Annotated in this window: 19 protein-coding genes; 13 read left to right on the top strand and 6 right to left on the bottom strand. The window is 69.2% G+C overall.

Annotated features, from left to right (window positions below; genetic code table 11):
* A complete protein-coding gene (locus NBG84_RS16740; protein ID WP_250920258.1) occupies nt 1-792 on the bottom strand; it encodes an IclR family transcriptional regulator in 792 nt (263 codons plus the stop codon).
* Nucleotides 793-1,448: 656 nt separating this feature from the next.
* Here NBG84_RS16740 and NBG84_RS16735 point away from each other — a divergent pair.
* The 6 genes from NBG84_RS16735 to NBG84_RS16710 are packed head-to-tail and all read left to right on the top strand — an operon-like array spanning nt 1,449 to nt 8,173.
* Nucleotides 1,449-2,981 carry an ABC transporter substrate-binding protein gene (locus NBG84_RS16735; protein ID WP_250920257.1) on the top strand — a complete coding sequence of 511 codons (1,533 nt, stop codon included), beginning with the start codon at nt 1,449-1,451 and terminating at the stop codon, nt 2,979-2,981.
* Nucleotides 2,974-3,849, top strand: coding sequence for an ABC transporter ATP-binding protein (locus NBG84_RS16730; protein ID WP_250920256.1), 876 nt, complete (start codon nt 2,974-2,976; stop codon nt 3,847-3,849). The genes NBG84_RS16735 and NBG84_RS16730 overlap by 8 nt, the downstream gene beginning before the upstream one ends.
* Nucleotides 3,846-4,904: an oligopeptide/dipeptide ABC transporter ATP-binding protein gene (locus tag NBG84_RS16725; protein ID WP_250920255.1), complete on the top strand. Its 1,059-nt coding sequence runs from the start codon at nt 3,846-3,848 to the stop codon at nt 4,902-4,904. Before NBG84_RS16730 ends, NBG84_RS16725 begins: the two co-directional genes overlap by 4 nt.
* Entirely contained in the window at nt 4,901-5,848 is a 948-nt protein-coding gene (locus NBG84_RS16720) for an ABC transporter permease (protein ID WP_250920254.1), read from the top strand. The genes NBG84_RS16725 and NBG84_RS16720 overlap by 4 nt, the downstream gene beginning before the upstream one ends.
* 15 nt (nt 5,849-5,863) lie before the next feature.
* On the top strand, nt 5,864-6,778 hold the full coding sequence (locus tag NBG84_RS41125; protein ID WP_250920253.1) for an ABC transporter permease: 915 nt from the start codon (nt 5,864-5,866) through the stop codon (nt 6,776-6,778).
* Nucleotides 6,779-6,820: 42 nt separating this feature from the next.
* A complete protein-coding gene (locus tag NBG84_RS16710; RefSeq protein ID WP_250920252.1) occupies nt 6,821-8,173 on the top strand; it encodes a serine hydrolase domain-containing protein in 1,353 nt (450 codons plus the stop codon).
* A gap of 140 nt (nt 8,174-8,313) precedes the next feature.
* On the opposite strand, the gene NBG84_RS16705 is transcribed toward NBG84_RS16710, so the two are convergent.
* The gene (locus NBG84_RS16705) at nt 8,314-9,108 is read right to left on the bottom strand and encodes an IclR family transcriptional regulator (protein WP_250920251.1); all 795 of its coding nucleotides are present in this window, start codon (nt 9,106-9,108) and stop codon (nt 8,314-8,316) included.
* Nucleotides 9,109-9,827: 719 nt separating this feature from the next.
* Entirely contained in the window at nt 9,828-10,997 is a 1,170-nt protein-coding gene (locus tag NBG84_RS16700; protein ID WP_250920250.1) for a S8 family peptidase, read from the bottom strand.
* Nucleotides 10,998-11,370: 373 nt separating this feature from the next.
* Between NBG84_RS16700 and NBG84_RS16695 the strand changes: the two genes are divergently transcribed.
* The 5 genes from NBG84_RS16695 to NBG84_RS16675 all read left to right on the top strand — a co-directional run bounded on the left by NBG84_RS16695 (nt 11,371) and on the right by NBG84_RS16675 (nt 19,293).
* Complete coding sequence (locus NBG84_RS16695; RefSeq protein ID WP_250920249.1) at nt 11,371-12,330, top strand: helix-turn-helix transcriptional regulator; 960 nt, start codon at nt 11,371-11,373, stop codon at nt 12,328-12,330.
* A 475-nt stretch (nt 12,331-12,805) separates the two neighbouring features.
* A complete protein-coding gene (locus NBG84_RS16690) occupies nt 12,806-13,570 on the top strand; it encodes a TetR/AcrR family transcriptional regulator (protein ID WP_250920248.1) in 765 nt (254 codons plus the stop codon).
* A complete protein-coding gene (locus NBG84_RS16685; RefSeq protein ID WP_250920247.1) occupies nt 13,570-16,386 on the top strand; it encodes an ABC transporter ATP-binding protein/permease in 2,817 nt (938 codons plus the stop codon). Before NBG84_RS16690 ends, NBG84_RS16685 begins: the two co-directional genes overlap by 1 nt.
* On the top strand, nt 16,383-18,146 hold the full coding sequence (locus NBG84_RS16680; protein ID WP_250920246.1) for an ABC transporter ATP-binding protein: 1,764 nt from the start codon (nt 16,383-16,385) through the stop codon (nt 18,144-18,146). Before NBG84_RS16685 ends, NBG84_RS16680 begins: the two co-directional genes overlap by 4 nt.
* A gap of 400 nt (nt 18,147-18,546) precedes the next feature.
* Complete coding sequence (locus NBG84_RS16675) at nt 18,547-19,293, top strand: FadR/GntR family transcriptional regulator (protein ID WP_250920245.1); 747 nt, start codon at nt 18,547-18,549, stop codon at nt 19,291-19,293.
* Nucleotides 19,294-19,411: 118 nt separating this feature from the next.
* Here NBG84_RS16675 and NBG84_RS16670 read toward each other — a convergent pair whose 3' ends face one another.
* The 3 genes from NBG84_RS16670 to NBG84_RS16660 all read right to left on the bottom strand — a co-directional run bounded on the left by NBG84_RS16670 (nt 19,412) and on the right by NBG84_RS16660 (nt 23,305).
* On the bottom strand, nt 19,412-20,269 hold the full coding sequence (locus NBG84_RS16670; protein WP_250920244.1) for an enoyl-CoA hydratase/isomerase family protein: 858 nt from the start codon (nt 20,267-20,269) through the stop codon (nt 19,412-19,414).
* Between the two features lie 582 nt (nt 20,270-20,851).
* Nucleotides 20,852-21,844: a GNAT family N-acetyltransferase gene (locus NBG84_RS16665; RefSeq protein WP_250920243.1), complete on the bottom strand. Its 993-nt coding sequence runs from the start codon at nt 21,842-21,844 to the stop codon at nt 20,852-20,854.
* A 276-nt stretch (nt 21,845-22,120) separates the two neighbouring features.
* Complete coding sequence (locus NBG84_RS16660; protein WP_250920242.1) at nt 22,121-23,305, bottom strand: acyl-CoA dehydrogenase family protein; 1,185 nt, start codon at nt 23,303-23,305, stop codon at nt 22,121-22,123.
* 626 nt (nt 23,306-23,931) lie between these two features.
* Here NBG84_RS16660 and NBG84_RS16655 point away from each other — a divergent pair.
* Nucleotides 23,932-24,714, top strand: a complete 783-nt coding sequence (locus NBG84_RS16655) for a CHRD domain-containing protein (protein ID WP_250920241.1) — start codon at nt 23,932-23,934, stop codon at nt 24,712-24,714.
* 15 nt (nt 24,715-24,729) lie between these two features.
* Nucleotides 24,730-25,476, top strand: a complete 747-nt coding sequence (locus NBG84_RS16650) for a class F sortase (protein ID WP_250920240.1) — start codon at nt 24,730-24,732, stop codon at nt 25,474-25,476.
* Nucleotides 25,477-25,481 lie beyond the last annotated feature (5 nt).

Below are 25,481 nucleotides of genomic sequence, written 5' to 3'. Positions count from 1 at the left end.
TCATCGGATGGCTCCCAACCGGGTGGAGATCTCCCTCGCGGCAGCGATCACCAGGGGGGCCAGCTCCGACAGGTTCTCGGCGGGGAGCCGTTCCGCGGGTGCCGAGACGCTGATGGCGGTCGTGCACGCCTGGGAGTGGTCGAAGATCGGTGCCGCCACGCACCGAATGCCCTCCTCGTGCTCGATGTCATCAACCGAGTAGCCCTGGTCCCTGATCTCCGCGAGGGCGGCCCGCAGTTGCTCGGGCGTGGTGATCGTACGCGGTGTGTGCGCCGGCATGCCGTTGGCGATCACCAACTCGATCGTCTCGGGGGCTGCGTGGGCCAACATCGCCTTGCCGACGCTGGTGCAGTACGCGGGCGCGCTGTTGCCGATCCGCGAGAACATGCGGACCGGGTGCGGGGTGTCCACCTTGTGGATGTAGACGATGTTGGGGTAGTCGGCGACGACGAGGTGCACGGTCTCACGGGTTTGCGCAGCGAGCTTCTGCAGGACGTCGTGCATGGCGCGCGGCAGGTCCAGGCCCGCGAGATAGGCCCTGCCCAGCTGGGCCATGCGCCAGCCGAGGCGATAGCGGCCCGACGGAAGGTGTTCGACCAGGCGGGTCTCCAGGAGCGGCTGGAGTAGGCGGAGCAAAGTGCTCTTGTTCAGGTCGAGTTCCTTGCAGAGCTCGGCGAGCGAGTACCCGGTTCCGTCGGTCGATTCTCCCAGCTGTAGAAGGATGGAGACGGCCCGCCGCAGTGAAGCCGAGTTGTTGCGACGTCCCGGGGTGGGGTTCAGATCCGGGCTCATCCTGGGTAGTCCTCTCCTCCGGGGTACCCCCGGTGTGTGTCGGTGCGCCGCTGTCCGCGAGCGGGCATCACCCCTGACATGGGTATGGATCTTCGCGGCGGGTGGTCCCGGTGCGGGTGTGCCACCGATTCAGGCGCCGGGCCGGCCTGGCTGTGCAGCTTCGCTCCCTCCTCACACCGTGGTCCGGCGACGAGGTTCCTGTCCCTTGGGGGGCGCTTCGGTTCCCTGGCGTTGACCGGACTGATTCGTCGGCCAGGGACCTGTTGGCTTTCGGGTTACTCGCTGGTACGGCATGTGGCGCGCAGGTCACCGCTCTGCGGGTGTGGCTGGTGCCCGTCCGCGGAGTGTTGTGCGGTGCACGGCTGGCGGGTGGGATCGACGTTCGGTCGCCGCCTGTTGGGGACGGGGTGCCCCTGGCGGAACCTGCGCTTGAAGGGCCCCGGAACTCTTCGTTCCTGCCCGGGGGCCGGGGGTGTGGAGGGTGTGGTCGCTATGCCTCTTTCGTGTTCGAACCGAGCCTTGACAGCACTATGAACCGTCGGTCAGCATTCTGCAATGCATTCTCCTGAATTGCATTGCAGACCTCATGTCTTGCGATCCGTCAAAGGCTGTGCGGCCGGACCGGAAAGACGCAGACCCTTTCAGAAGAGGTTCAGATGAAGAAGCAACACGGCTATGCCTTCCGCTCAGCAGCGGCCCTCGCGGCCTGTGCGACTGCCGCGGTCGCTGCGGGCTGCTCCCCGCCACCCAGCGGAGGGGCGTCCTCCAAGGGCATCACCGTGGCCGAGACCGCGGCACCCTCAACGCTCGACCCGCAGGGCTCGGCGCTCTACGCCGACCGGTTCGCCTGGCAGCTGTCCTACCAGTGCCTGATGACCACCACCCCGGAAGGAAAGGTCGAGCCGGAGCTGGCCACCGGCTACAAGCGGTCCCCCGACGGACTCACCTACACCTTCGACCTCCGCAAGAACGTCAAGTTCCACAACGGCGAGACGCTGACCAGCGCGGACGTCGCCTACACCTTCGACCGGCTGAAGAGCAGTCCGGACGGGATCGCCAAGGAACTGTTTCCCACGTTCGACAAGGCCGTGGCCTCCGGTGACTCGACCGTGGTGTTCCACCTCAAGCGCCCCGACGCCGGGTTCGTCAGCAACATGGCCAACCCACTGGTGTGGGGCTGTGCTGTGATCAACAAGAAGGCCGCCACCTCGGACAACATGGCGACCGGCATGGTCGGCACAGGCCCGTGGAAGCAGGCGTCGTACCGTCCCAACAGCGAGCTGAAGCTCAACCGCTTCGACGACTACTGGGGCGAGAAGACGAAGTCCGGCCAGCTCAAGGTGGTCTATGTCCCCGGCGCCTCGACCCAGGTCAACAACCTCCAGGCCGGTGCGGTCGACCTCATCTTCACCGCCGCATCGAGCGGAAAGGCCCTGGCCGGCTCCGACAAGCTGGAGGTCAGGAACGTTCCGACGGACTCCACGATCTTCCTCCAGGTCAACAACCTCACCAAGCCGCTCGACAATGTGAAGGTCCGTCAGGCACTCGCCCTGGCGCTCGACCGCAGCGCCCTCGCCGAGCAGGCGTACAGCGGCGGTGGCGCCCGCCCCAGCGTCTACATCCCCGAAAGCAACACCTGGGCGCCCAAGCCCGCCGAAGTGCCGAACTCGACACCCGACCTCGACCGGGCCAGACAACTGCTCAAGGAAGCCGGCTTCCCGGGCGGCTTCTCCACCTCACTGATGTACATCTCCGCCTACGACCCCGGTACCAACGACCTGATGGCCGCCGTCCAGGCACAGTTGGCGAAGGTCGGCATCAAGATCAAGCTTGAGCCGCTGGAGGGCGGTGCGTGGGGCGACCGGCTCGTCAAGGCCAAGTACGCGCTCAGTTGGAACGCCCAGTCGTACTACTCGAACCCGTACCAGTACGTGGCCCCGGCCGAAGGGCGCCAGGGACCGGTCCCGCCCGAGCTGAAGAAGCTCCTCGACGACGCCCTGCGCGCCGTCACCCCGACCGCCTACGAGAAGGCGCTCGTCGCCGTCCAGCAGTGGGAAGCCGAGAACGTCTACCCCACCGTCACACTGCTCGCAACGAACCTGCTGGTCGCCCACCAGAAGGGACTGACCGGGGTCGATATGCCGGCCAGCCAGAGCCGGGCGTTCCTGACCCGGGTGAACCGTGGCTAGGACCCCGGTATCGGGTCGCGCCCCCAGGGGCGCGACCCGCGCGGCGGGTGAACAGGACCCGCTGCTGGTGATCGAGGGACTCACCGTGCGCTACGGCCGGACCCAACCGCCCGCGGTCAACGGTGTCTCCTTCAGCCTGAGGCCCGGCGACCGCGTCGGTCTGGTCGGCGAGTCGGGGTCCGGCAAGTCGACCCTGGCGGCGGCCGTGCTGCGGCTGCTGCCGACCTCGGCCCAGGTCACCGGTCGCGTCGACCTCGACGGCCACGATCTGACGGACCTCAAACCCTCCGAGCTGCGGGCCCTGCGCAGCACCCGGATGTCACGCGTTCCCCAGGACCCCCTGGGCAACCTCAACCCGGTCTTCACCATCGGACGACAGTTGTCCGACGTGCTGTCCGCCCACCGCTCGCTCAGCCGCCAGGAGCGCACGACGATCGTCGAGGAGGCGTTGCACCGGGTCGGCATCGGTGACGCCGCGGTCAAGCGGCGCAACTACCCCCACGAGTTGTCGGGGGGAATGCGGCAGCGAGTCATGATCGCCATGGCGCTGCTCAACCATCCCGACCTGCTGATCGCCGACGAACCCACCACGGCGCTGGACGTCACCGTTCAGGCGCAGGTCGTCGAACTGCTGCGGGAGCGGGTGGCCGAGGCCGGAATGACCCTCCTGCTGATCTCGCACGACATCGGTGTGGTCGCCGAGTTGTGCACCACGGTCATGGTGATGTACCGCGGCGAGATCGTCGAGAAGGGCACGGCGGCCGAAGTCCTGACCCGCCCCACCCACCCCTACACCCGATCCCTGATCGCCGCGGCCCGCGGCAGGGTCCCCGGTGACGGGGACGGCCCGAGTGAGATGGTGACATGACCGGGAAGCAGACACTGCCCGAGGCATCCGAGGACCTGCGGGACGTGGTGCTCGACGTCCATGACGCAGTCAAGTACTTCCGGACACGGCGCACCAGCCTGCGGGGTGAGCGCGCCCAGGTGCACGCGGTGGACGGCATCAGCGTGCGACTGCGGGCCGGACGCACGCTCGGTCTGGTCGGCGAGTCGGGGTGCGGAAAGTCCACACTCGGGCGGCTGATCACCGGACTGGACACCCCGACATCGGGTTCGGTGCAGGTCGGCGCCGAACTGCGCGATGTCACCGCCGGCGCGGGCGGCAGGGTACAGGCGGTCTTCCAGGATCCCGCGAGCGCCCTGGACCCCCGTATGAACGTACGGGCCAGCGTCGCCGAGGCACTCGGTGGTGTGGGGAAGGCCGAGCGGGAGCAACGCGTAGACGACGCCTTCGCCGCAGTCGGCCTGCCGCGTGAACTCGGCTCCCGCTACCCCCACCAGCTGTCGGGGGGACAGCAGCAACGCGTGTGCATCGCGCGTGCGTTGATCGCCCGACCCGACCTCATCCTGCTCGACGAGGCGGTGAGTTCGCTGGACGCCTCCCTCCAGGCCCAGGTGCTCGACCTGCTGGAGCGGCTACAGCGGGAGACCGGCACCGCGTATGTGTTCATCTCGCACGACCTGCGCGCGGTACGGCAGGTCAGCCACTCGATGGCGGTCATGTATCTGGGTCAGATCGTGGAGGAGGCACCGGCCGATGCGTTCGACCGGGGCCTGCTGCACCCGTACGCCGTCGCTCTGCGATCGACCGAGCCCGGCATCTTCCAGGGGGAGGAGGGCATCGAACGCGTGGTGTTGCGAGGGGAGCCGCCGAGCGCGGTGAACCCCCCGCCGGGCTGCCGCTTCGCACCGCGCTGCCCGATCGCCGACGACGGATGCGTCCAAGTCGCCCCCGAACTGGCGGAGGTGTCCACCGGTCATCGGGTGCGCTGCCACAAGCCGGGCGAACTCACCCTGACCCGGGCCGTACATGCCGACTCCGCGACGAGCGGCGCGGCAGATCTTGGAGGAGAGCTGTGATCCTCTACCTGGCCAAGAAGCTCACCGGTGCCGCCGGTGTGCTGCTGGCGCTCTCGGCGCTGGTGTTCTTCGCGGGCCGCGGCCTCGTGCCGGGCAGCGCCGCTTCGGTGATCGCCGGGGCCAAGGCCTCTCCCGAGACCATCGCCGCCATCGAACGCGACCTCGGGCTGGACCAGCCCCTCTACCAGCAGTACCTGGACTGGCTCTGGGGCACCCTGCGCGGCGACTTCGGGGTATCACCCATATCCGGCCAGGAGAACCTCGATGTGATCGCGCAACAGGCGCCGATCTCCTTTGAGTTGGCCCTGATCGGACTCGTCATCGCGGTCGCCGTCGGGCTCCCCGTCGGGGTCATCGCGGCGACCCACTCGGGCAAGGGCATCGACTGGGGCATCCGCATCCCCCTGCTCGTGGTGTTCGCCTTTCCCGGCTTCGTCTCCGGCTCCGCCGCGCTCTATGTGGCGGCGCAGTACCTGACCAACATGTACTCGGCGAGCTACATCCCGTTCTCCGAAAGCGCCGTCGGCAACCTCCAGACCATGCTGCTGCCAGCCCTCGCGGTCGGCATCCCCACCGCGCCGCTGGTGGCACAGATGACCCGCTCGTCCATGATCGAGGTTCTCGCCCAGCCCCACATCACCACGGCACGCACCAACGGCATCGCGGAGTGGCGCATCCGCTACGTCTACGCCCTGCGTGCCGCCCTGCCCCCGGTGCTCACCCTGATCGGATTCATCTTCGGATTCCTCGTCGGCGGACTGTTCATCGTCGAGGAGATCTTCAGCCTGCCAGGCCTGGGGCGCGGAGTGCTCGACTCGATCTCCAACCGGGACTTCTCCCAACTCACCGCGCAGGCTCTCGTCATCGCCGGCACGTTCATCCTCGGCAACCTGCTCGTCGACATCGCGCTGCCGTTCGTCGACCGGCGCATCATCCACACCTAGGAAACGGGAGTCAGCGTGACCAAGCCCAGCTCGGCTCATCCCCGCCCATCCCCTCCCACCGCACCACCCACCACGCCCACTCCCGCACCAAAGCGCTCTTTCCGCTGGCCGCTGCGCGGCATCGTCGCCAACGTCGCCGTCTTCCTCATCCTCGGCTACATCTTCCTGGCGGCCTTCGGTTCGTTCCTCGTGCCGTACGGTCCCAACGACGTCAGCGCCGGCCCACGGCTGTCCTCACCGTCGGCCGACCACTGGCTGGGGACGGACGCGCTCGGACGTGACCAGTTCTCGCGGATCATCGCCGCCGCCCGTCCCGCTCTGCTGTCCGCGACCTACGCCGTGCTGTTCGCGCTGCTGATCGGCACCGCGATCGGGATCGCGGCCGGGTTCCTGGGCCGCCTCTGGGACGGAGTCCTGTCCCGGATAGTCGATCTGCTGTTCGCGATCCCCGAGTACCTCCTCGCGATCCTCGTGCTCGCGGTGATGGGAAGCGGCCTGATCAACGCGTCGCTGGCCATCGGCATCGTGACCATCCCACGGTTCGCGCGCATCGCCCGCGGCTCGACGATCGAGATCGCGCAGCGCGCCTTCGTCGACGCCGCCCGGCTGTGTGGCCGCGGCAGGCTGTGGATCGTGTTCCGCCACATCCTGCCCAACATCGCCTCCCCGCTCGTCATCATGACCGCGATCAACCTCTCCACCGCGGAAGGTGCCTACGCGGCCCTGAGCTTCCTCGGCTTCGGCGTCCGTCCGCCCGACGCCGACTACGGCAGCATGATCTCGTCGTCCCAGCAGTACCTGCTCACCGATCCCTGGGTCGTGGCGTTCCCCTCGATCGCGTTCGTGGTCCTCGTCCTCGCGTTCAATCTCCTCGGCGACGTCCTGCGCGACCGGCTCGACCCCCACACCCGTACCGCGGCCGGCGCCTGAGCCCCGGCTCGCATCCGACACCCTCGCAGGAGAGACATCACCGTGTCCGACTTCACCACCCTGCTCGACGAGCATGTCCCCGAAATCCTCTCCCGGCATGGAGTGCCGGGCGCGGCCGTGGGCGTCCTGGCCGACGGTGAGACCACGCTGCTCGGCTACGGCGACACCAACACGGCACACCGGCTCCCCGTGGACCCCGACACGATCTTCCAGGTCGGCTCGATCTCCAAAACCCTGCTCGGATTCGTCATCGGGCGCCTGGCCGACCGTGGCCAGGTGGAGCTGGACGACCCGGTGGCACCGCTGTTCCCCGGCACCGGGATGGACGAGCGGATCACTCTGCGGCACCTGATCACCCATACCTCGGGCATCGACGCGCAGAACATGATCGCCGACGCTCCGGCCCTGCTGGCCGACCACGCGGACGACTCCGTCCAGGCGTCACTGGCCCACTTCGTCCGCCGACCGCTGCTCTTCGCGCCGGGGACGGACTACTCGTACAGCGGTCCGGGGATCATGGTGGCCGCCGCGGTGGTGGAGCGCGTCACCGGCCGGCACTACACGGACGTCCTCCAGGACGAGGTCCTCGACCCGGCCGGAATGTCTGGCACGTTCACCACCGCCGACCAGGTGGTGACCCGGCGGGTCGCCGCGCCGCACGGCCGGGACGGGCACGGCCGGCCCACCCTGCTCATCGACCAGGGGTGGCAGCGACACTGGCAGCTCCCGGGCTGGGATGTGCCGGGCGGCGGTGTCCTCAGCACGGCGCGCGACCTCATGCGGTACGCGGTCCATGTCACCTCGTCCGCGGCGCCCAGCGGCCTCTTCCGCGTCCAGGCCCATCGCGGGAGCGCGGGCCATGACATCGGGCTCGCCTGGATGCTCGAAGAACGCGGCGGCAGCCCCGCGATGTCGCACGACGGGCTCACCATCGGCTATGCGTCCCGCCTGGTGCTCATCCCTTCCCGCGAGCTCGCCTACACCGTACTGACGAACTCGCTCGACGGTTGGGGCGTGGCGGAGGACATTGAGCGGCTGATTCTCACCGCGGCGTTCGGACCGGCGCCCACCCGTGCCCTGCGTCCGGTCGGCGATGAGCTGGCCGAAGCCCTGCTGGGGACCTATGACTGCGGCTTCTACGGCACGATCACCCTGGTCCGGGGGCGGGCCGAGGGGGAGATGAGGGTCATCGCGAACCAGGCACCGCCGGGGCCGAACCAGTACGTCATCACCCTCGATTCCCCGGACCGGTTGGTGCTGGCCCCGCCGGACACCCTGGTCGCGCTCGCTGCCGACGGGAGCCCCCTCGGCGCCGCCGCCTCCTTCGTCAGGGAACCCGATGGCACCGTGTCGGCCCTGCGCCATCACGATCGGATCGCGCACAGGCTCGCCTGACCTGGGGTACGGGGCGCGGTGGACGGCTGATTCCACCGGTGCCCCGTCCGGCACCGTGCGACCCCTCCGGCCTGGGACGGTTCTTGCGGCCAGTGGCTCGCGGCCGGTTCAAGCGGCCGCGAGGACGCACGACGAGATGCTCAGCGGGCCGCTCCGAGCCGTCGGGAGATCTCAGCCGCGGCGGCTGACACCAGCGGGCCGAGGCCGGGAACGCGCTCGGATGTGATGCGCGCGGCAGGCCCGGACACACTGACCGCGCAGACCGCCGTGCCCGCGTGGTCGAACACCGGCGCCGCGACGCAGCGGATGTCCGGCTCGTTCTCCAGGTCGTCCACCGCGTAGCCGCGCGAGCGGATCACGGCCAGGTCGGCGTGGAGCGCCTCGGGAGTGGTCAGGGTGTGGGGGGTGCGCCGGGGAAGGCCGTGCGCCAACGCCGCGTTCACCGTCCCGACGTCGGTGTGGGCCAGCACGGCCTTGCCCACACCCGTGCAGTAGGCGGGCCGACGGCTTCCGATGGGGGAGTGCATCCGCACTGACTGGGGACTCTCGATCTTGTCCACATAGACCACATCCGGCAGATCGGGGATCACCAGATAGGCGGTCTCGCCGGTGTCGGACGCCAACCGCTCCAGCACATCGTGAGCGGTGTCCCGCAGGTCCAGACCGTCCAGGTAGACATGGCCCAACTGCGCGGTGCGCGATCCGAGCCGGTAGCGGCCGGTCCGTACGTCCTGCTCAACCAACCGCACCTCGCACAGGGGCGCCAGGAGACGCAACACCGTGCTCTTGTTCATGCTCAGGCCCGACGTCAGTTCCGCGAGCGTGGCGCCCCGCGCGCGGCCTTCCTCTCCGAGGTGGAGCAGGATGGTGAGCGCCCGCCGCAGCGAGGCGGAGTTGTTACGGGCCGTGGCAGGCTTTCCGTCAACTTCGGTCACCGGGCTGCCCCCGACCCTTTCCGGACCGGCGGAGTGTGCCCACATCCGCGGACGGGTCGGCAGCGGTCGGCGCCGACTGGGCGCGCACGGACCGCGCCCTGCCCGCCCGGTCCCGGCCACCGTGCCGAGCGGGCACCCGGTCGGGTTGCCGTAGGGATGCGTACCCCAGCGACTGCGGGATCGGCCCGGAACAGGGACGCTGCCACCATGTCTCCACGCAGCACCACGTCGAACAAGGCCTGTACCTCTCTGTATTGCTTCACTTCGGTCATGCTTCGGCGATTCTCAGAGCCTCTACCCTGCCAGCAATCGGCATCTGATTGCAACGTCGGACTTTGCACAGCAATCTGGTAGGCCTGGACGTGTGTGCAGGTCAGAGCCGTGACGCTCAGGACTAGGTCGGCAATCAGCCAGCATGGGGCCGGATAGTGTCCCAACGGTGCTGGCCGCCGGACAGGAGGGCGGGGCCGGTCCGGTAGCCCCCGGGAAGGCTCCCCGTCATGGTCCGACAGTTCGCCCCTGGCCCGGTCGCGTTCTTCGGACCCGGTCAGATGTCGACCTCGCGGCGCCGGCGGGGAACTGGGCGTAGGGGGCGAGGAACGAGACGGTCCGCGACGCCCTGCTGTCCGACCTCACAGGAACGCGGGGGCCCTGTCTCCAGGGCCCCCGGCCACAGCATCACAGGGCCATGGGGAGGAAAGGACCAGAGCGGTCCGAGATCAGAGGGTCGACTTGAACAGCAGCCGGTTCGGGGTGCCGCTGAAGTTGCCGCGGATCGCGTTGGCGGTGCTGTTGTTGACAATCCAGTTGTTGACCGTGGTGCTGGAGGCGTCACCGTACGTCGCCTTGTAGAGCGCCGCCACGCCCGCGACATGCGGTGCGGCCATCGACGTACCGCTCATGGTGGTGGTACCGCCGCCGGAGCGGGTGGAGAGGACATTCACACCGGGGCCGTAGAGGTCGACGCACCGACCGTAGTTGCTGAAGCTCGCCTTGTTGTCCGCTGAGTCGGAGGCGGCGATCGACAGGGCACCGGCGGCGCTCGCCGGGGAGTAGTTGCAGGCGTCCTGGTTGTTGTTGCCCGCCGCGACGGTGGTGTGGACACCGGAGTTGGCGAGGGCGGTGGCCGCGTTGTTGAGGGCCGCGGAGTAGCCGCCGCCGAGGGAGGCGTTGGCCACCGCGGGACGCGCGGCGTTCTGCCGGACCCAGTCGAACCCGGCGATGATGCCGGAGAAGGAGCCCGAGCCCTGACAGTCGAGGACCTTCACACCGCGCAGCTGGACGCCCTTGGCCACACCGTATGTCGTGCCGCCGACCGTACCGGCGACATGGGTGCCGTGGCCGTTGCAGTCCGCGCCGCTGCCGCCGAAGGCGTCGAAGACGTTACGGGCCCGGTTGCCGAAGTCGGGGTGGCCGGCGAAGATCCCCGAGTCGATGATGTAGGCGGTGACGCCGGAGCCGTTGCGGGTGTAGGTGTACGTGCTGTCGCGTCCGCTGCGCTGGTCTATTCGGTCCAGGCCGTAGGTGGGGTTGTACTGCGTCGCGGCGGAGATGACCTTCTGGTCCTCCTCGATGGACGCGACCCGGGAGTCGGCGCGCAGCGCCGCGAGCCGGGCCGGGGTCAGTTCGGCGGCGAATCCGTTGAGGACCGCGTCGTACACGTACTCCGTCTTCACCGACTTCGACTCGGCGAGAGCCGCGGCGTCGACACCCTTCTTGAGGGTGACGATGTACTGCCCTTTGATCTCTTCGGCGGCGGGGGCCTGGGCGACCTTGACCAAGGGGGCCGGCTCCGGGGCTGGTGCGGCGGATCCGGTGGTCGGGACCAGGGCGAGCGGGACGGCGAGGCCGAGGGCGACGGTGGCGGTGGCGAGGTGAGGTCTACGCATGAGGGGCGGTCACCTTTCATGTTCCGGCCGCCGTACGGTTGGGACGGCCGGTGGGTGGGGGAAGCGCGGTCGTGCCGTAGGGAGAAGTGGGGAATCGGCACGAGGCACTCGGTGCGCGCGGTGGCTGGGGAGTGCCGAAGGCGCGGGTTCGACCGTCCCTCGCGAAGGGATGGCCGATACGCCCCGGTACGGGTGGTCGCGAGCAGGGTCTCCGCTCACTGGGACCTCCGTGTCAGCCAGGCGTGGCGACAACATAGCCGGGTCGCCACGGAGTTGACCACGGCCGAAACGGGCGTGACCGAATACGGCCATCGGGGCCCGCGGGGCGGTGGAGACCATGGTCAAGCAAGGACAGCCGCTCTAGGGTCGGGTCATGTCTGCGGAGGATCCGTACGGAGACGGCGTCGTACCCGAAGAGGTCGAGGCTGCGGCGAGGGCCGCGTACCAGCAGCTGGACGGTGCCGGGGAGAGCCTGGAGGTGCTGCCCGAAGCGGTACGGGAATGGCTCGCCGCGCGGCGGCTGGTCGACGGTGAGCGGGGGCACGTCTGCTCACCCGAGCGCGCTCTCCACGAACTGGTCGCCGATCAGCGGCGCGGACTCGGCGAGCTGGAGCAGGGGTTGAACGCGCTCCATGACGTCCTGCGGCTGATGCCCGGTCTGCGTCCCCCAGGACGCGCGGTCGTGGAGGCGGAGTTCTTCGCCGACCGGTCCCGGCTGCAGGACCGGATGGACGATCTGGACACCCTGTGTCTGGACGAAATCCTCGGTATGCGTGCCAACTTCCCCGACCCAGATGCGCTGGAGAAGAGCCTCGGCGAGGATCTGGCCATGCTCGCGCGTGGCGTGCGCATCGCGCTCCTCGTGGCGACCCGGGCCGCGCGTCAGCCCGGGGCGGCGCGCTATCTCTCCCGGATGCACGAACACGGCGCGCGCATCCGGCTGGCCCCGGCCGTCCCCCTCCACCTCAATGTGGTCGACCGCGCCGTGACCGTCCTCGCCCTGGGCCCGGTGGAGGACGGCGCCGAGCCCGCCGAGGACGTGGTGCTCCGCAGTCCACGGCTGGCCTCGTGCTTCGCCCGGGTCTTCGAACACCACTGGGGAACCGGAATCCCCTATGGCGCCGACTGCGCGGAGGAGTGGACCCCAAGGGAACGTGAAGTCCTCGCCCTCCTCGCGGCGGGCACCAAGGACGAGACGATAGCCCGCCGTCTGGGCTGCTCCGAACGTACTCTGCGCCGCCTGCTGGCCGGCCTGGTGACCCGCCTCGGCGCGGAGAGCCGCTTCGCGGCGGGGGTGCGGGCGGCGAGGCTTGGGCTGCTGGACGGGCCCTGAGTGGTGCGGCCGGGAGTACGCGTACCGACAGGGTGAAAGACCGGGCGGCTGGTCACCGTGGTTCGCCAACCCGCCCCCGTTCCCGACGGGAACGGGCACCCTGCGGCTTCACCGTCCACGCGCGGTCACCGGCGGCGAGGCCCCGCTGAAGAGGGGTGTTCCTGACCGTGCCGGTGGCCCCGCCGGCGTTCTACGCCTGGCGGCTGTCCGACCCGCGGGGCGACGCAAGAGACGGCGTTCACCCAGGTCCGCGGCCGGTGACGCCCCCCGCCCGCGCCGGCGAACCGGGACGCGGACTTCTGGCAGTACTCCATCGACGGCCCGGCCAGCTCCCTGCTCATCCGCACCACCGCCTGACCGGCCGCCTTCGGGAACGGCCTCCAGCCAGCGGCCCGGGGCGCGGGCCAGTCGCCATGGTTGTCCTGATCCCCTCCACGAGCTAAGTTAATGCCTTAACTAAGCTCACCCTAACTTCATGGGGGGTGTGGGCCTCGGCGTGAGGGGCGGTGACGGCATGGTGGGCAGGAGAGGCGATGAGGGGCGACCCCCGCGTATCTCACTGACCGACATCGAGCGGGTCGGACGGGAGACCGGTCTCGCGGAGCTGACCCTCCAGGGGGTCGCCTCACGCCTTGGTGTCGCGTCCGCCGCTCTGTACCGGTACGTGGACGGCAAAGCGGGCCTGGACCGGCTGGTCGGCGAGAGCATGCTCAACGAGTTGAGCATCCCGAACCCGCCCGAGGACACCGCCGCGCACCTGCTGCGCTTCGCCGTCGCCCTGCGGGAGTTCGTCCTCGACCGGCCGGGAATGGCCCGCTATCTGCAGGAGCTGTTCCCGCGGGGCGCGGCGGGCGCCGACGTGCTCGCCAGGGAGATCACTGCCCTGGTCGAACGCGGCCACAGCCCGGACGTCGCGGTGGTCATCTGCTCCTCGGTGGCCGGGTTCGCCATCGCGCAGGCCGCGGCCCAGGAGCGTCAGACGGCCTATCTGACGGGCGGACGCGACGACCGCCGAATGGAACGGCAACTCGCCGAATCCCGCGCACTGCTGGCCACCGAGGGAGTCCTCGCACAGGCGCACGCGAACCTGCCGGACATCTCCCTCACCGACTACTTCCGCCTGGTCGTCACGGCCTACATTCGCGGTCTGACCGACGCGGCGCCACCAGGGCGCCCCCTGGCAGAGGTCATGGTCGCACTGGACGTCCGGCCCTCGCCTTCGCCCGATGGGAGAAACTAGTGTCACGAGGATTCCAGGGCGTGGTGCTGCGCGGTTTCGGCGCCCGCGACCACGAGGCGACGGTCGTGGAGAAGGTGCGGTTGGCGCCGCACTTCGTCCGTGTCCGACTCGTCTCGCCGACGCTCTTCGAGGACGCCGTGGCCGAGCCGACCGCATGGCTGCGCCTGTGGATTCCGGACCCGGACGGTGCGGACACCGAGCACCAGCGGGCCTACACGATCACCGAGGCGGATCCGGAGACCGGCGCGTTCGCGGTGGACTTCGTCCTGCACGAGCCCGCGGGCCCCGGCTCGCGCTGGGCGGCACTCGCACAACCGGGGGCCCGGGTGCCGGTGATGTCCCTCGGCTCCACGAAGTTCGAGCCGACCGGCGAACTACCCGCCGGATACCTGTTGTTCGGGGACGCGGCATCGATCCCGGCGATCAACTCGATCCTGGGGGTGGTGCCGCACGGCGTCCCGGTCGAGCTGTATCTGGAGGAACACAGCGCGGACGACCGTCTGATCCCGCTGGCGGCACACCCACGGCTGCGGCTGCACCGGGTGCCCCGGGGCGATGGGACACATCTGGCGGCGGCGGTCGAAGCCCGCGACTGGTCGGACTGGTCCGCCTGGATCGCCGCCGAGCAGACCTCGTTCAAACTGGTTCGCAAACGGCTGCGCGAGGAGTTCGGATTCCCCAAGTCGGAGCTGACCGGCCGGGCGTACTGGATCCACGGACGGGCCATGGGCAGACTCCGGGACGGCAAGGAGGGCGAAGCCGCTCCGATTCCCGAGATCACCGCGGCGCGGGGGCCTACCGAGGCCGAACTCGCCACCGGCCCGACGGTGACCGCCGTACCCGCGCCCACCACCTCCGTACCGCCGCCCGGGGCGTTTCGGCCCGTCGAGCCGTCCGTACCACGACACACCGGGGAACCGCCCCACTCGCCGCCGCCCATCGCTCCGCGCACACGTCCCGGCGCACCCGGACCGACCGTCGCCCACGGGCGCTGGCGGTCGCAGTCGGCAGGGCGGCTGCTGGCCCCCGTCCGGGGGACACTGCTGCTCGCCGGAGTGCTCCAGGCCCTCATCACCCTGCTCCAACTCGCCCCGTTCGTCCTGCTGGTCGAACTGGCCCGGCTACTCCTCGACGGCGCGGACCAGTCCCGGCTGCGCACGATCGGCACCTTCGCGCTCGTACTGCTCGGCGTCGGTACCGCCCTCGGAGCCGCGCTGACCCTGTGGCTGCACGCGGTGGATGCCCGATTCGCACGCGAGTTGCGCACCCGGCTGCTCGGCAAGCTGGCGCGGCTGCCGCTCGGCTGGTACTCCGCACGCGGCTCGGCCGGAACCAAGAAGGTGGTGCAGGACGACACGCTGTCCCTGCACTACCTGGTCACCCACGCCGTCCCGGACGCGGTCGCCGCGGTCATCGCCCCGGTCGCGGTCCTCGTCTACCTGTTCACCGTGGACTGGCGGCCGGCCCTGGTGCTGTTGGTGCCCATCCTCGTCTACGTCGTGGCCATGGCGGTCATGATGGTCCAGTCCGGCCCGAAGATCGCGCAGGCCCAGCAGTGGGCCGAGCGCATGGGCGGCGAGGCCGGCGCCTACCTCGAAGGCCAGCCGGTTGTCCGGGTGTTCGGTGGTGCGGCGGCCTCCGCCTTCGGACGGCGCCTGGACGAGTACCTGACGTTCCTCAACGACTGGCAGCGGCCGTTCATCGGCAAGAAGACCTTCATGGACATGGTCACCCGGCCCGCGACCTTCCTGTGGCTTATCATCACGACGGGAACACTGCTGATCGTCACGGACCGCATGCAGCCCGTCGACCTACTGCCCTTCCTTCTGCTCGGCACGACCTTCGGCGCCCGGCTGCTGAACATCGGCTACGGGCTCAGCGGACTGCGCGACGGGGTGCTCGCGGCCCGTGGCATCGCCGGCACCCTCGATGACAAGGAACTCGTCACCCGACAGGGCAGCGCCGCCGACGCGCCCGAAGACCCCGCGGGGACGGTCGTGTTCGACCGGGCCACCTTCGGATACCGGCCGGGAGTCCCGGTGATCCGGGACGTGTCGCTCACACTGCGACCGGGGACGGTGACGGCGCTGGTCGGACCATCAGGCTCGGGCAAGTCCACCCTCGCCGCGCTGCTCGCCCGCTTCCACGACGTCGACGGCGGAGCGATCCGCGTCGACGGACGCGACATCCGCTCGCTCACCGCCGATGAGCTGTACACCGACGTGGGGTTCGTGCTCCAGGACGTCCAGCTGGTGAACGGCTCCGTTCGCGAGAACATCGCACTGGCCGTACCGGACGCCTCCGACGAGGAGATCGAGGCTGCGGCGCGCGACGCACAGATCCACGACCGGATCACCCGGTTCCCGCACGGCTACGACACCGTCATCGAAGACGGGACACAGCTGTCGGGCGGCGAGCGGCAGCGGCTCACCATCGCCCGAGCCATCCTCGCCGACACCCCGGTCCTGGTCCTGGACGAGGCCACCGCCTTCGCCGATCCCGAGTCCGAGTTCCTGGTACAGCGCGCGCTTGACCGGCTCACCCGAAACCGTACGGTCCTGGTCATCGCACACCGACTGCACACCGTCACCGGTGCGGACCGGATCGTCGTCCTGGACGGCGGCCGGATCGCCGAGACCGGTACCCATGATGAACTCCTCGCCGCAGACGGCCGCTACCGCCGTCTATGGGACTCCGACGGCGCCGGACCCGCACCGGAGGAGGCGCCCACACGCTGTGACGCCCCGGACGGGAACGTCCCCGAGCAGCCCGTCACGGGTCCGGCCGGAACCCTCACCCAAGGAGTGACCTCGTGATCCGCTCACTGCTGGGACTGCTGCCGGCGGACCGCCGCACCCGGATCACCGCCTACGGCGCACTCGCACTGCTCTCGGTGCTGCTGCGTGCCGCGGGCGCCGTACTCCTGGTGCCGCTGCTGCGCGAGCTGTTCGGCGACGATCCAGCCGGCGCACTGCCCTGGCTGGGCGCACTGACCGCCGTGACCGCCACCGGATGGGCGGCCGACACGGTCGCCGCCCGGCTCGGCTACGACCTGGGCTTCGCACTCCTGGATCGCGTTCAGCACGACGTCACGGACCGGCTGACCCAGGTCCGGCTGAGCTGGCTGGCGGGTAACACCGCGACAGCACGCGGGGCGATCGCCTCCGGAGGGCCCGAACTGGTCGGCCTGTTCGCCCATCTGCTCACCCCGCTGATCGGCGCGATCCTGCTCCCCGCCGCGATCGCCATCGCCCTGGTGCCGGTCGCCTGGCAGCTCGCACTGGCCGCCGCGCTCGGCGTGCCGGTGCTGCTCGGGGCGCTGTGGGCCTCCGGCCGGATCAGTCGCCGTGCCGACGCCATCGCCGCCGAGACCAACAGCGCACTGACCGAACGGCTCATCGAGTTCGCCGGCACCCAGCAGGCGCTGCGCGCGGCACGCCGGGTCGATCCCGCACACAGCCATGTCGGACGGGCCCTCGCCGAGCAGCACGGGTCCACGATGAGGCTGCTGCTGTTCCAGATCCCGGGCCAGTTGCTGTTCAGCCTGGCGGGCCAGGTGGCGCTCGTACTGCTCGCGGGTGTCGCCGCGGTGCTGACGCTGCGCGGGGAGTTGACGGCACCGGAGGCGGTCGCCCTCATCATCGTCGTCGTCCGCTACCTGGAGCCGTTCACCACGCTGGCGGAGCTGGCCCCGGCGGTCGAGACCGTCCGGACCACCCTCGACCGGGTCCACGCCGTGATCACCGCACCCACCACTGCCACCGGCACCGCGGTCGGCCACGGCCAGGCGCCGCGGATCGAGTTCGACAACGTCGACTTCGCCTACGACAACGGCCACCGGGTCCTGCGCGGCCTGAACCTCACCCTGGAGGCGGGCACCACCACCGCGATCGTGGGCCCCTCGGGCTCGGGCAAGAGCACGGTGCTCGCCCTGCTCGCCGGGCTTCACACCCCCACCCGCGGACGCGTACTCGCCGACGACGTGGACACGGCCACCTTCGACGGTGAGGCCCGGCGGGCACTGAGCAGCATGATCTTCCAGCACTCCTATCTGTTCGACGGAACGATCCGCGAGAACGTCCTGGTCGGCGACCCGGACGCGGATGACGAACGGCTCGCGCAGGCCCTCGCACTGGCCCGGGTGGACGAGATCACCGACCGGCTGCCAGACGGCGCGGACAGCCGCGTCGGCGAGGGTGGCACAGCGCTCTCGGGCGGCGAGCGACAGCGCATCGCCATCGCCCGCGCCCTGCTCAAGCCCGCCCCGCTGCTGCTCGTGGACGAGGCCACCAGTGCCCTGGACACCGAGAACGAGGCCGCCGTCGTGGACGCCCTGACTGCCGAAAGCCGGCCGAGGACCCGGGTTGTCGTCACCCACCGGCCGGCCACCGTCGGCAACGCCGACCGGGTCCTGTTCCTTGCGGACGGCACCGTGGTCGAGGACGGCACCGTCGAGGAACTACTGGCGGCTCGCGGACGCTTCCACGAGTTCTGGCACCAGCGGGAACAGAGCACGGGGTGGCGGCTGCGAGCCGAGCCGCATGCTCCCGCCACCGAGCCGTCGCGCACCCGGTGACGAACTGCCAGCGGCGGTCATACCGAGCGGTGTGCGGGAAGTGGTTCCAGAACGGTTTCGGCTCCGTCCGCGGTGTGGATTCCGCGGTGTGAACCTCGAGCGGGCCTTCCGTCCTTTCCTTGCTGAACCGGATGGGGGGCACCGTTCCTGTCGCAGCGAACCGTGGCCGCTCTTGTGGGTGGTGAGGCCTGGGGTAGCGTACGGGGGAGGGAACAGCGGGGCCGGTGTGGACGGTGCGTGGATCTGACCGGCCTGCTCCGTGCTCGGCTCGGCGCGCTTTCCCGGTATGCGCGGGCTACGGGGACGAGAATGGGCTGTGCGCGCCTCCTGGCGGGTCCCTCGTGCGGCCCACGACCGAATGGACGGGTGGAGGATTCAAGTGGCCCGAACGAAGGAAGTTTTGGCCAACAGTCCGTGGCAGGCCCTCCAGGGCATCGGACTCAGTCAGCCGGAGGGCGCAGCGGAGGAGATCGCGGCACGCGTCCAGCGGCTGATCCTGGCTCAGGAGCTCACTGACGGGTCACGGCTGCCGTCCGAGCGTGATCTCGCCGTTCTCCTGTCGACAAGCCGTGCCACGGTGAGCCAGGCCATCCGTATTCTCGTGGTCAAGGGGCTCGTGGAATCGCGCCGCGGCTCCGGGGCGTACGTTCGGATGCGGCCCGAGGTGAATCTCGCGACATCGATCAATCTGATGCTCGATGTGGAACCGGGCTCGGTCGACGCGTTGGCGGAGTTGCGGCTCGGCCTTGAGTCGACCGGTATCGTCAAGGCGATCGAGCGGGCCACGTCTGACGAACTCGCGGAAGCGGAGCGCGCCCTGTGCCGGCTTGCGCAGAGCGCGGGAGACACGGCCAGTTGGATGAGCGCCGACACCTACTTCCACGCGACGTTGATCAGCGCGTCGCACAACGCCTATCTCGCCGCCGTGTTCGACAGCGTTCACACCGCACTGATCAACTATGAGTACCGCGCCTGGATTGACAAGGGCACGGTCCCCAGCTGGCTTGAGTCCGCCCAGATCGACGCGCTGACGGCGATCCATGAGCCCATCCTCCGCGCCGTGCAGAAGCGGGACGTCGACGGGGCGCTGTATGCGGTGCGTCACCACCACGAGGTGATGATGAAGCATCTGCGGGCGAGTCAATGAAGCCGGCCGGCCGCTGCCTGGTTCGACAACGCGACATCGCTGGTGGTCGTGATCGAAGCTACCTCGATCACGACCACCAGCGGCTGTGTGTCAGGAATCGTCCGCGACCCCGGCTGGCTCAGTCGAAGTTGTTCTTGCGGCCCTCGCGCACATAGCCGACGGTGTCGGCGATGTGCCCCTTGCTGTGAATCGACTTCTGCTTCACCACATGTCCGAACATCTGGATTCCGAAGCCGCCGTCAAGGTCGTCGGTGATGCGCCGACGCCAGGGACGACGGATGATCTGAGTGGTGAGACGGCGTGTGATGCGCGGCTGCCCCATGATGTGCTGGGCGATGACCTGCGCGCGGTCCAGGAGGTCTTCGCGCGGAAGTACCTCGTTGACCATGCCCCACTCCAGGGCCTGTTGTGCTGAGATCGCTTCACCGGTGAGCAGGGCGTAGGCGGCACGCTTCACTCCCAGCAGCTCCTGGAAGCAACTGTGGATTCCGTCCGCGGGAACCGAGCCGATGTCGAAGTGCAGGTCGAATACGGTAGCGTCCTGCGCGCAGAGTGTGATGTCGCACATCAACACGATCTCGGAGTGGAATCCCGACCCGTTGAAGATCCCGATGGTGGGAATCTCCAGGTCGTTGATCAGTGAACTGACGTTGATGCGGCCGTCTTTGTAGGCGTACTCGTACGCCCAGTACGGCATGTCCTCGTCTTCGAGTGCAAAACCCTCGGGGTCCGCGTCCATCATGAACTCGTCGCCGGAGCCCGTCAGAATCAGGACCTCGTTCTCGGGATCGGCTCCGATGGTTTTGAGCATCTGGCCGAGCGCGCGATGGTTCTGGACGCTCAGCTGGATGGGCCCTCCGAGGGTGTGCGCCTTGGCCACGATGACTCCGTCGGCTCGCTCAAGGTGAAAGAAGTCCTTGAACTGCTCCCGGTAGTCGTCGAACTTCGGAGTGGCGATGAACTCCTGCAACGACACGGTGTGCCCCCTCATAAACGGTCGCGCTCTGTGCGGCGGCGGGAAGACCGGGTGGCCTCTAAGGGCCTCGTACCTCAGCCAACCCACATAGTGGCCTATCCACTAATCGAAATTTAGCTCCCCGTCCAGAGGCAGGTCAAGGGCGTGATGATCATCTGTTGTCGCCCGAGTGTGGGCATCTAGGGTGGATCGATATACCCTGAAACCCTCCGTTGTGCCGTTCGGGCAGTGGATCGCAGTCGTTGGCGGTCCTTGGTGTCAATATTTAAGTGGCTAAGCCGCAAAGGTTTGAGGATCAAGAAGAGCGCATATGACGTTGATGCCCACCGCTGGATGGATCTCCGATCCGGGACGCGATGGTCGGTGGTTCCACGGCCGGGACGCCAGCGGTTGGGCGTGTCCTCGCCGGGCCGCGACAGCGGCCCTGAGTCATGCTGCTGTGCTCGGCTCCTCGGGTTGGGGAGATCCCCTCCGGTCCAGCAAGGTGTTCTGCCCGCCCTTCGCCAGGGCCGGTGCCGGCCAGTGACCGGTGCCCGGCCCTACGGGGGAGAGGGACTCCCCGGGCGACCCGACTCCTGAGCGTCACTGACCTCGGTGCTGATCGGCTCGCTCACCACGGCCTTCGGCAGGCGCCTCGCGGCCCTCGCGGCTGGTGCTGGTGGCAAGTGCGTTGAGTCGATCATGAACCTGGCCCCCGTGTGGTGCGCTGGAGGAGAACTCGTACCCGGCGAAGTCGGCGACATGGATGTACCCGGTGCGCTGGTAGAGGGCATTGCTGATGGGGTTCGCCGGGTCCGTGAACAGGACGACGTCCGTCGCGCCCGCGGCCAGCGCGGTCCTGCTCACCTCGACCGTCACGGCCCCCGCGTAGCCGCGGCCCTGGAAGTGGGCCGGGGTGTAGACGGGGTCCACCCGGACCATGCCGCCGACGATCGAGGTCGCGGCCGCCATGGAGACGGGGGTGCCGTCCGGGGTCTCCCAGAAGGTGAAGTGCCGGTCGGCGAAACGCGAGTCCCCCCAGCAGCCGGCATCGATCAGGTCGATGGAGGACCGCTCCCCGACGGCGGCACAGAACTCACGACACCAGCGCACGACCTGCTCATGGTCCTTCGCGCCCGTGACGCGACCCCGCCCCGCTGGGCGCGCCCGCGGTGGGGTGAGCGTACCGAGACGGTACAGACGCGTCCGCCAGAAGGGCACCGGCGCCGCGCCGGAGTGCCGCTGCCATGACTCGGCGAAGGCGGCGGCGGTGTCGTGGTCCGCGATGACGTTGGCGGGGGAGTGGCCGAGGCCAGCAAGGTGAGTAGCGAGGGTATCGGTCTGTTCGACGGAGAGCGCGGTGAGGCCCAGGCGGCCGCGCGGAGTGAGATAGCAGATCGCGCGGACCTCGCCGTCCGACTCCATTCGGCCGAAGACGGCGGTTTCGGCGTCGCGTTCGGCCGTTCCGTGTACTCGCAGTTTCTCGATGTCCGTCAGCGCAGTGTTGTGCAGGGCGGGGCGCGAGAGCAGGAAGTCCCCGACTCGGGCAAGGAAGTCATCGACATCTTGGGTGAGGTACCACTCATCCGGGAGCATGCCCCATGATCCCGGATGCCCTCGAACCGGGGGAGCCCTGGCGCAGAGGAACACCGGGACCTGCGGGCTTTCCATGGCGCTGGACACCATGGGAGTCGTGTTGAGTCACCAAGGGTGTCGGTGGGGGAGCCCGTTCTGTGCGGTTCCGCCGCGGCCCTGGCCGAGAACACATCGGCGGCCCCGGGCCTCGGCGGAGCGGACGCCTTGGGCTTCTCCCGCCACGACCCGCTCCCGCTCCCGGTCCTGGACCGCGTTGCCCGCCGCCCTGAAGCACTCCTAGAGGAAGGGCGTCCCGGCGTCGAGCCCCGACAGCACCCTGCCATACAGCTCCAGGTTGGCGGCCGGGTTGACGAACGAGTGCAGGTTCAGGGCGTTCAGGTCCCGCACGATCCGCTGGATCGGCACCTCCCGGTGCAGGGACGAGGCACCCGAAGCGGACCCGATCAGGTCGACGGCCTCCTTGCACAAGCGCGCCAGATACCCGCACTGCGCCCTGATCCGGGCCCGCTCCTGCGTCGTGTACGGCTCTCCGCTGGCCGCCTTAAATTCGATCAGCTCCACGAAGTCGGCGGTGAGCAGTTCAGCGGAGGAGACCTTCATCGCGGCCTCGGCGAACTGGAGGTGCGTCACCGGGGCCTCGTGCTGGCGCTCGTAGAAGGTGTAGGTGATGCCCCGTTGATGGATGCGCTGCCCGAACTCCGTCAGGGCCGCCTGTGCCAGACCGAGGGCGTTCGCGGCCGTCCAGGCGCAGAACAGCAGCATCACCGGCATCCGGTAGAACGGGTCGGTGCTGTTGCGCTGCGATGGAAACGCACCCTCCAGCAACGGTCCCACCGGCAGCACGCGATGGGCGGGCACGTGAACGTTCTGGGCAACGACGGTGTTGCTGCCGCTCCCGGCCAGACCGGTGACGTCCCAGTCGTCCAGCACCTGGAGATCGGCCATGGGGATCGCCAGCCACAGCACCTCCGGGGGGCCTTCCCCGGTGTCTGCCAGCGCGGTCAGCAGATGCCAGTCGGCGTCCTGGCAGCCGGTCGCGAAGGGGGAGTTTCCGCTCACCACATAACCGTCGGCCGCCGGAACGGCTTTCGAGCTGGGGATCAGGGTGCCACCGACCCGTGCATCGGGACTGGTGAAGATCTCGTCCTGAGCCTCGTCGGGGAACAGGGCCGCGATGAACGCAGTCCCGGCCTGGATCACCGCCAGGTACCCGGCCGACCCGCACGCGGCGGAGACCTCGCTCAGTGCGTCGACCTGGGTCCGCAACGAGGTCTGGTAGCCCCCGTAGTGGCGGGGTACGTTCATCCGAAGCGTACCGGCGCCCGTGAGGGCCTCGACCACCTCGCCCGTCACCCGCCGTTGCTGCTCCGCGCGCGCCGCGTGCGAGCGGATGAGCGGCCGGAGCTCACGTAAGCGGTCGACGAGGTCGGTCTCCGAACGAGGTGCTGACGAACCGGTCAAGGGGCGACCTCCGCTCTCAGGCCACAGAAGAACCCTCACCGTGACGCCGATAACCGCGACTGTCAATACCCCCTCGGTGTATCGCAGTTGACCCGATCCCCGCGGAAACAGACCCGCCACCGGTACGGGAACACCGGGCCGGATGACCGACGGCATCGCTGCGAAAGCGTCGTCGGCCCAGGGCGCCCCCTCATGGTCGGGGCGTCCGCAGCGGACACCAACGACATGCTTGCCCCAAGCTCCTGGTGCCCTCGTCAAGGGGACGTCGGCCATGCGGGCGGGCAGCGGCGCAGGGTGGACCGGAGGTGGTTCAAGAGCCCGGCACTGGCACTGTGCCGGAACTCGGCCCGGCGGCGGCCCGGCGGCGGGCCGGGGGTCCCTGGCCAGCAGTCGGAGTCCTGGAGTGGCGGAACGGGCCATGGGGAGTGTTGAGCCCGTGGACAGAGGGCACGGATTGTCGACTCTTCGAACATATGACCAATCCGCGGGGGCGGCGGCTCCGAACAACCCATGTGAGACCGTCCCGGCTTTCGCCTTGAGGAAGCCGTGTACCGGCGGTCCGAGTTCGTCACCGCACCTGTGGGCTCCCGTACCCGGGGGACCACGACGACGGAGGTAGCCCGCCCATGAAGACTCGACGCACCACCCGCCTCGCTGCTCTGACCGTTCTTCCCGCCGCCCTCGCGCTCGGCTTCGCGGGGACCGCAGGGGCCGCCGGCGGGGAGACCCATCAGGTTGATCTGGCGCAGCTGAACAACTCCGGCGCCACCGGCACGGCCATGCTCACCCTGGACGGCCGGAAGCTGACGGTGAAGATCGAGGCCGACAATCTCGTCCCCAACGCACCGCACGCACAGCACATCCACGGTTCCACCGACGGCCACGACTTCCACTGCCCTGACGCGAGTGCCGACAAGAACGGGGACGGTGTCGTCAGCACGGCGGAGGGCCTGCCCTCCTACGGCGACATCAATATCTCGCTGACCACCAAGGGCGACATCAGCAAGAAGAGCGGGCTCGCGGTGGACCGGATGCCGGTGGCCGACGCCAAGGGCCATGTGTCCTACGAGCGGACCATCACCGTCTCGCGGAAGGTCGCCGACAACATCAAGGACCTGCACGTCGTCCAGCACGGCATCGACACCAACAAGAACGGCACCTACGACTTCAACAAGGGCAAGAGCGAGCTCGACCCCAAGCTCCCGCAGGAGGCGACCGCGCCCGCGAGTTGCGGCATGCTCAAGGGCGCCGCGGTCGGTTCCGTGCCGGTCGGCGGAGTGGAGACCGGTACGGGCGGCACCGCTGGCACCGAGTCGCCGCAGCTGCTGGCCGCCGGTGGTGCCGCAGTTGCCGCAGCCGCTGGAGCCCTGGTCCTGGCGGCCCGCCGTACCAGCCGACCCGGTCGCTGAGAAGAAGCCCCGGTCATGAACGAGAGTCCGCAACCCCCGACCCCGGCCGACGGGGACGGGCATCCGGAGCGGGTAACCGGTACGGCGACGGGACGGCGGGTGCTGCTCACGGCGGCCGCCGTCCTGGCGGTCCTGGCGATCGCGCTGCTCACCGCGGGGGGCCTGCGTCAGGAACCCGCCCCGCCGCAGGCCGATACGGTCCCCACGGCTTCGGGTGGGGTATCCGGCCCGCCCGCGGGACCCGACGAGAACCAGAGCGGCAACCACGAGGGGCACGACGCTTCGGGGCCCCCGCGAGGAGCCGTGCTCAGCAAGTCCGCGCCCGAGCGGATCGCGATCCCGGCCCTCGGCGTCGATTCCACCCTGCTGGACCTCGGGCTCGACGCCGAGAAGGCCATGGAGACACCCGACGACCCGGATAGGGCGGGCTGGTTCACCCCCGGCCCCACCCCCGGCGAACTCGGGCCCGCTGTCATCGCCGGACACGTCACCTGGAACGAGGAACCCGCCGTCTTCTTCGAGCTGGGCAAGGCCGAGAAGGGCACCCTCATCGAGGTCGGCCGCGCGGATGGAAAGACGGCCGTCTTCACGGTCGACCGGACCGTCCGCTACGCCAAGGACGAGTTCCCCACGGTTGAGGTCTACCGCAATCTCGATCACGCCGGACTCCGACTGATCACCTGCGGCGGCGAGTACGACGAGACCACACGCCGATACTCCGACAACGTGGTGGTCTACGCCTCACTGACGTCGGTGCGCTAGCGGAA

It is taken from the genome of Streptomyces albipurpureus (genome assembly GCF_023701525.1).
Lineage (GTDB): Bacteria > Actinomycetota > Actinomycetes > Streptomycetales > Streptomycetaceae > Streptomyces > Streptomyces albipurpureus.
Note: the sequence above shows the minus strand (reverse complement) of the source record. Positions and strands in the feature narration are given on the sequence as shown.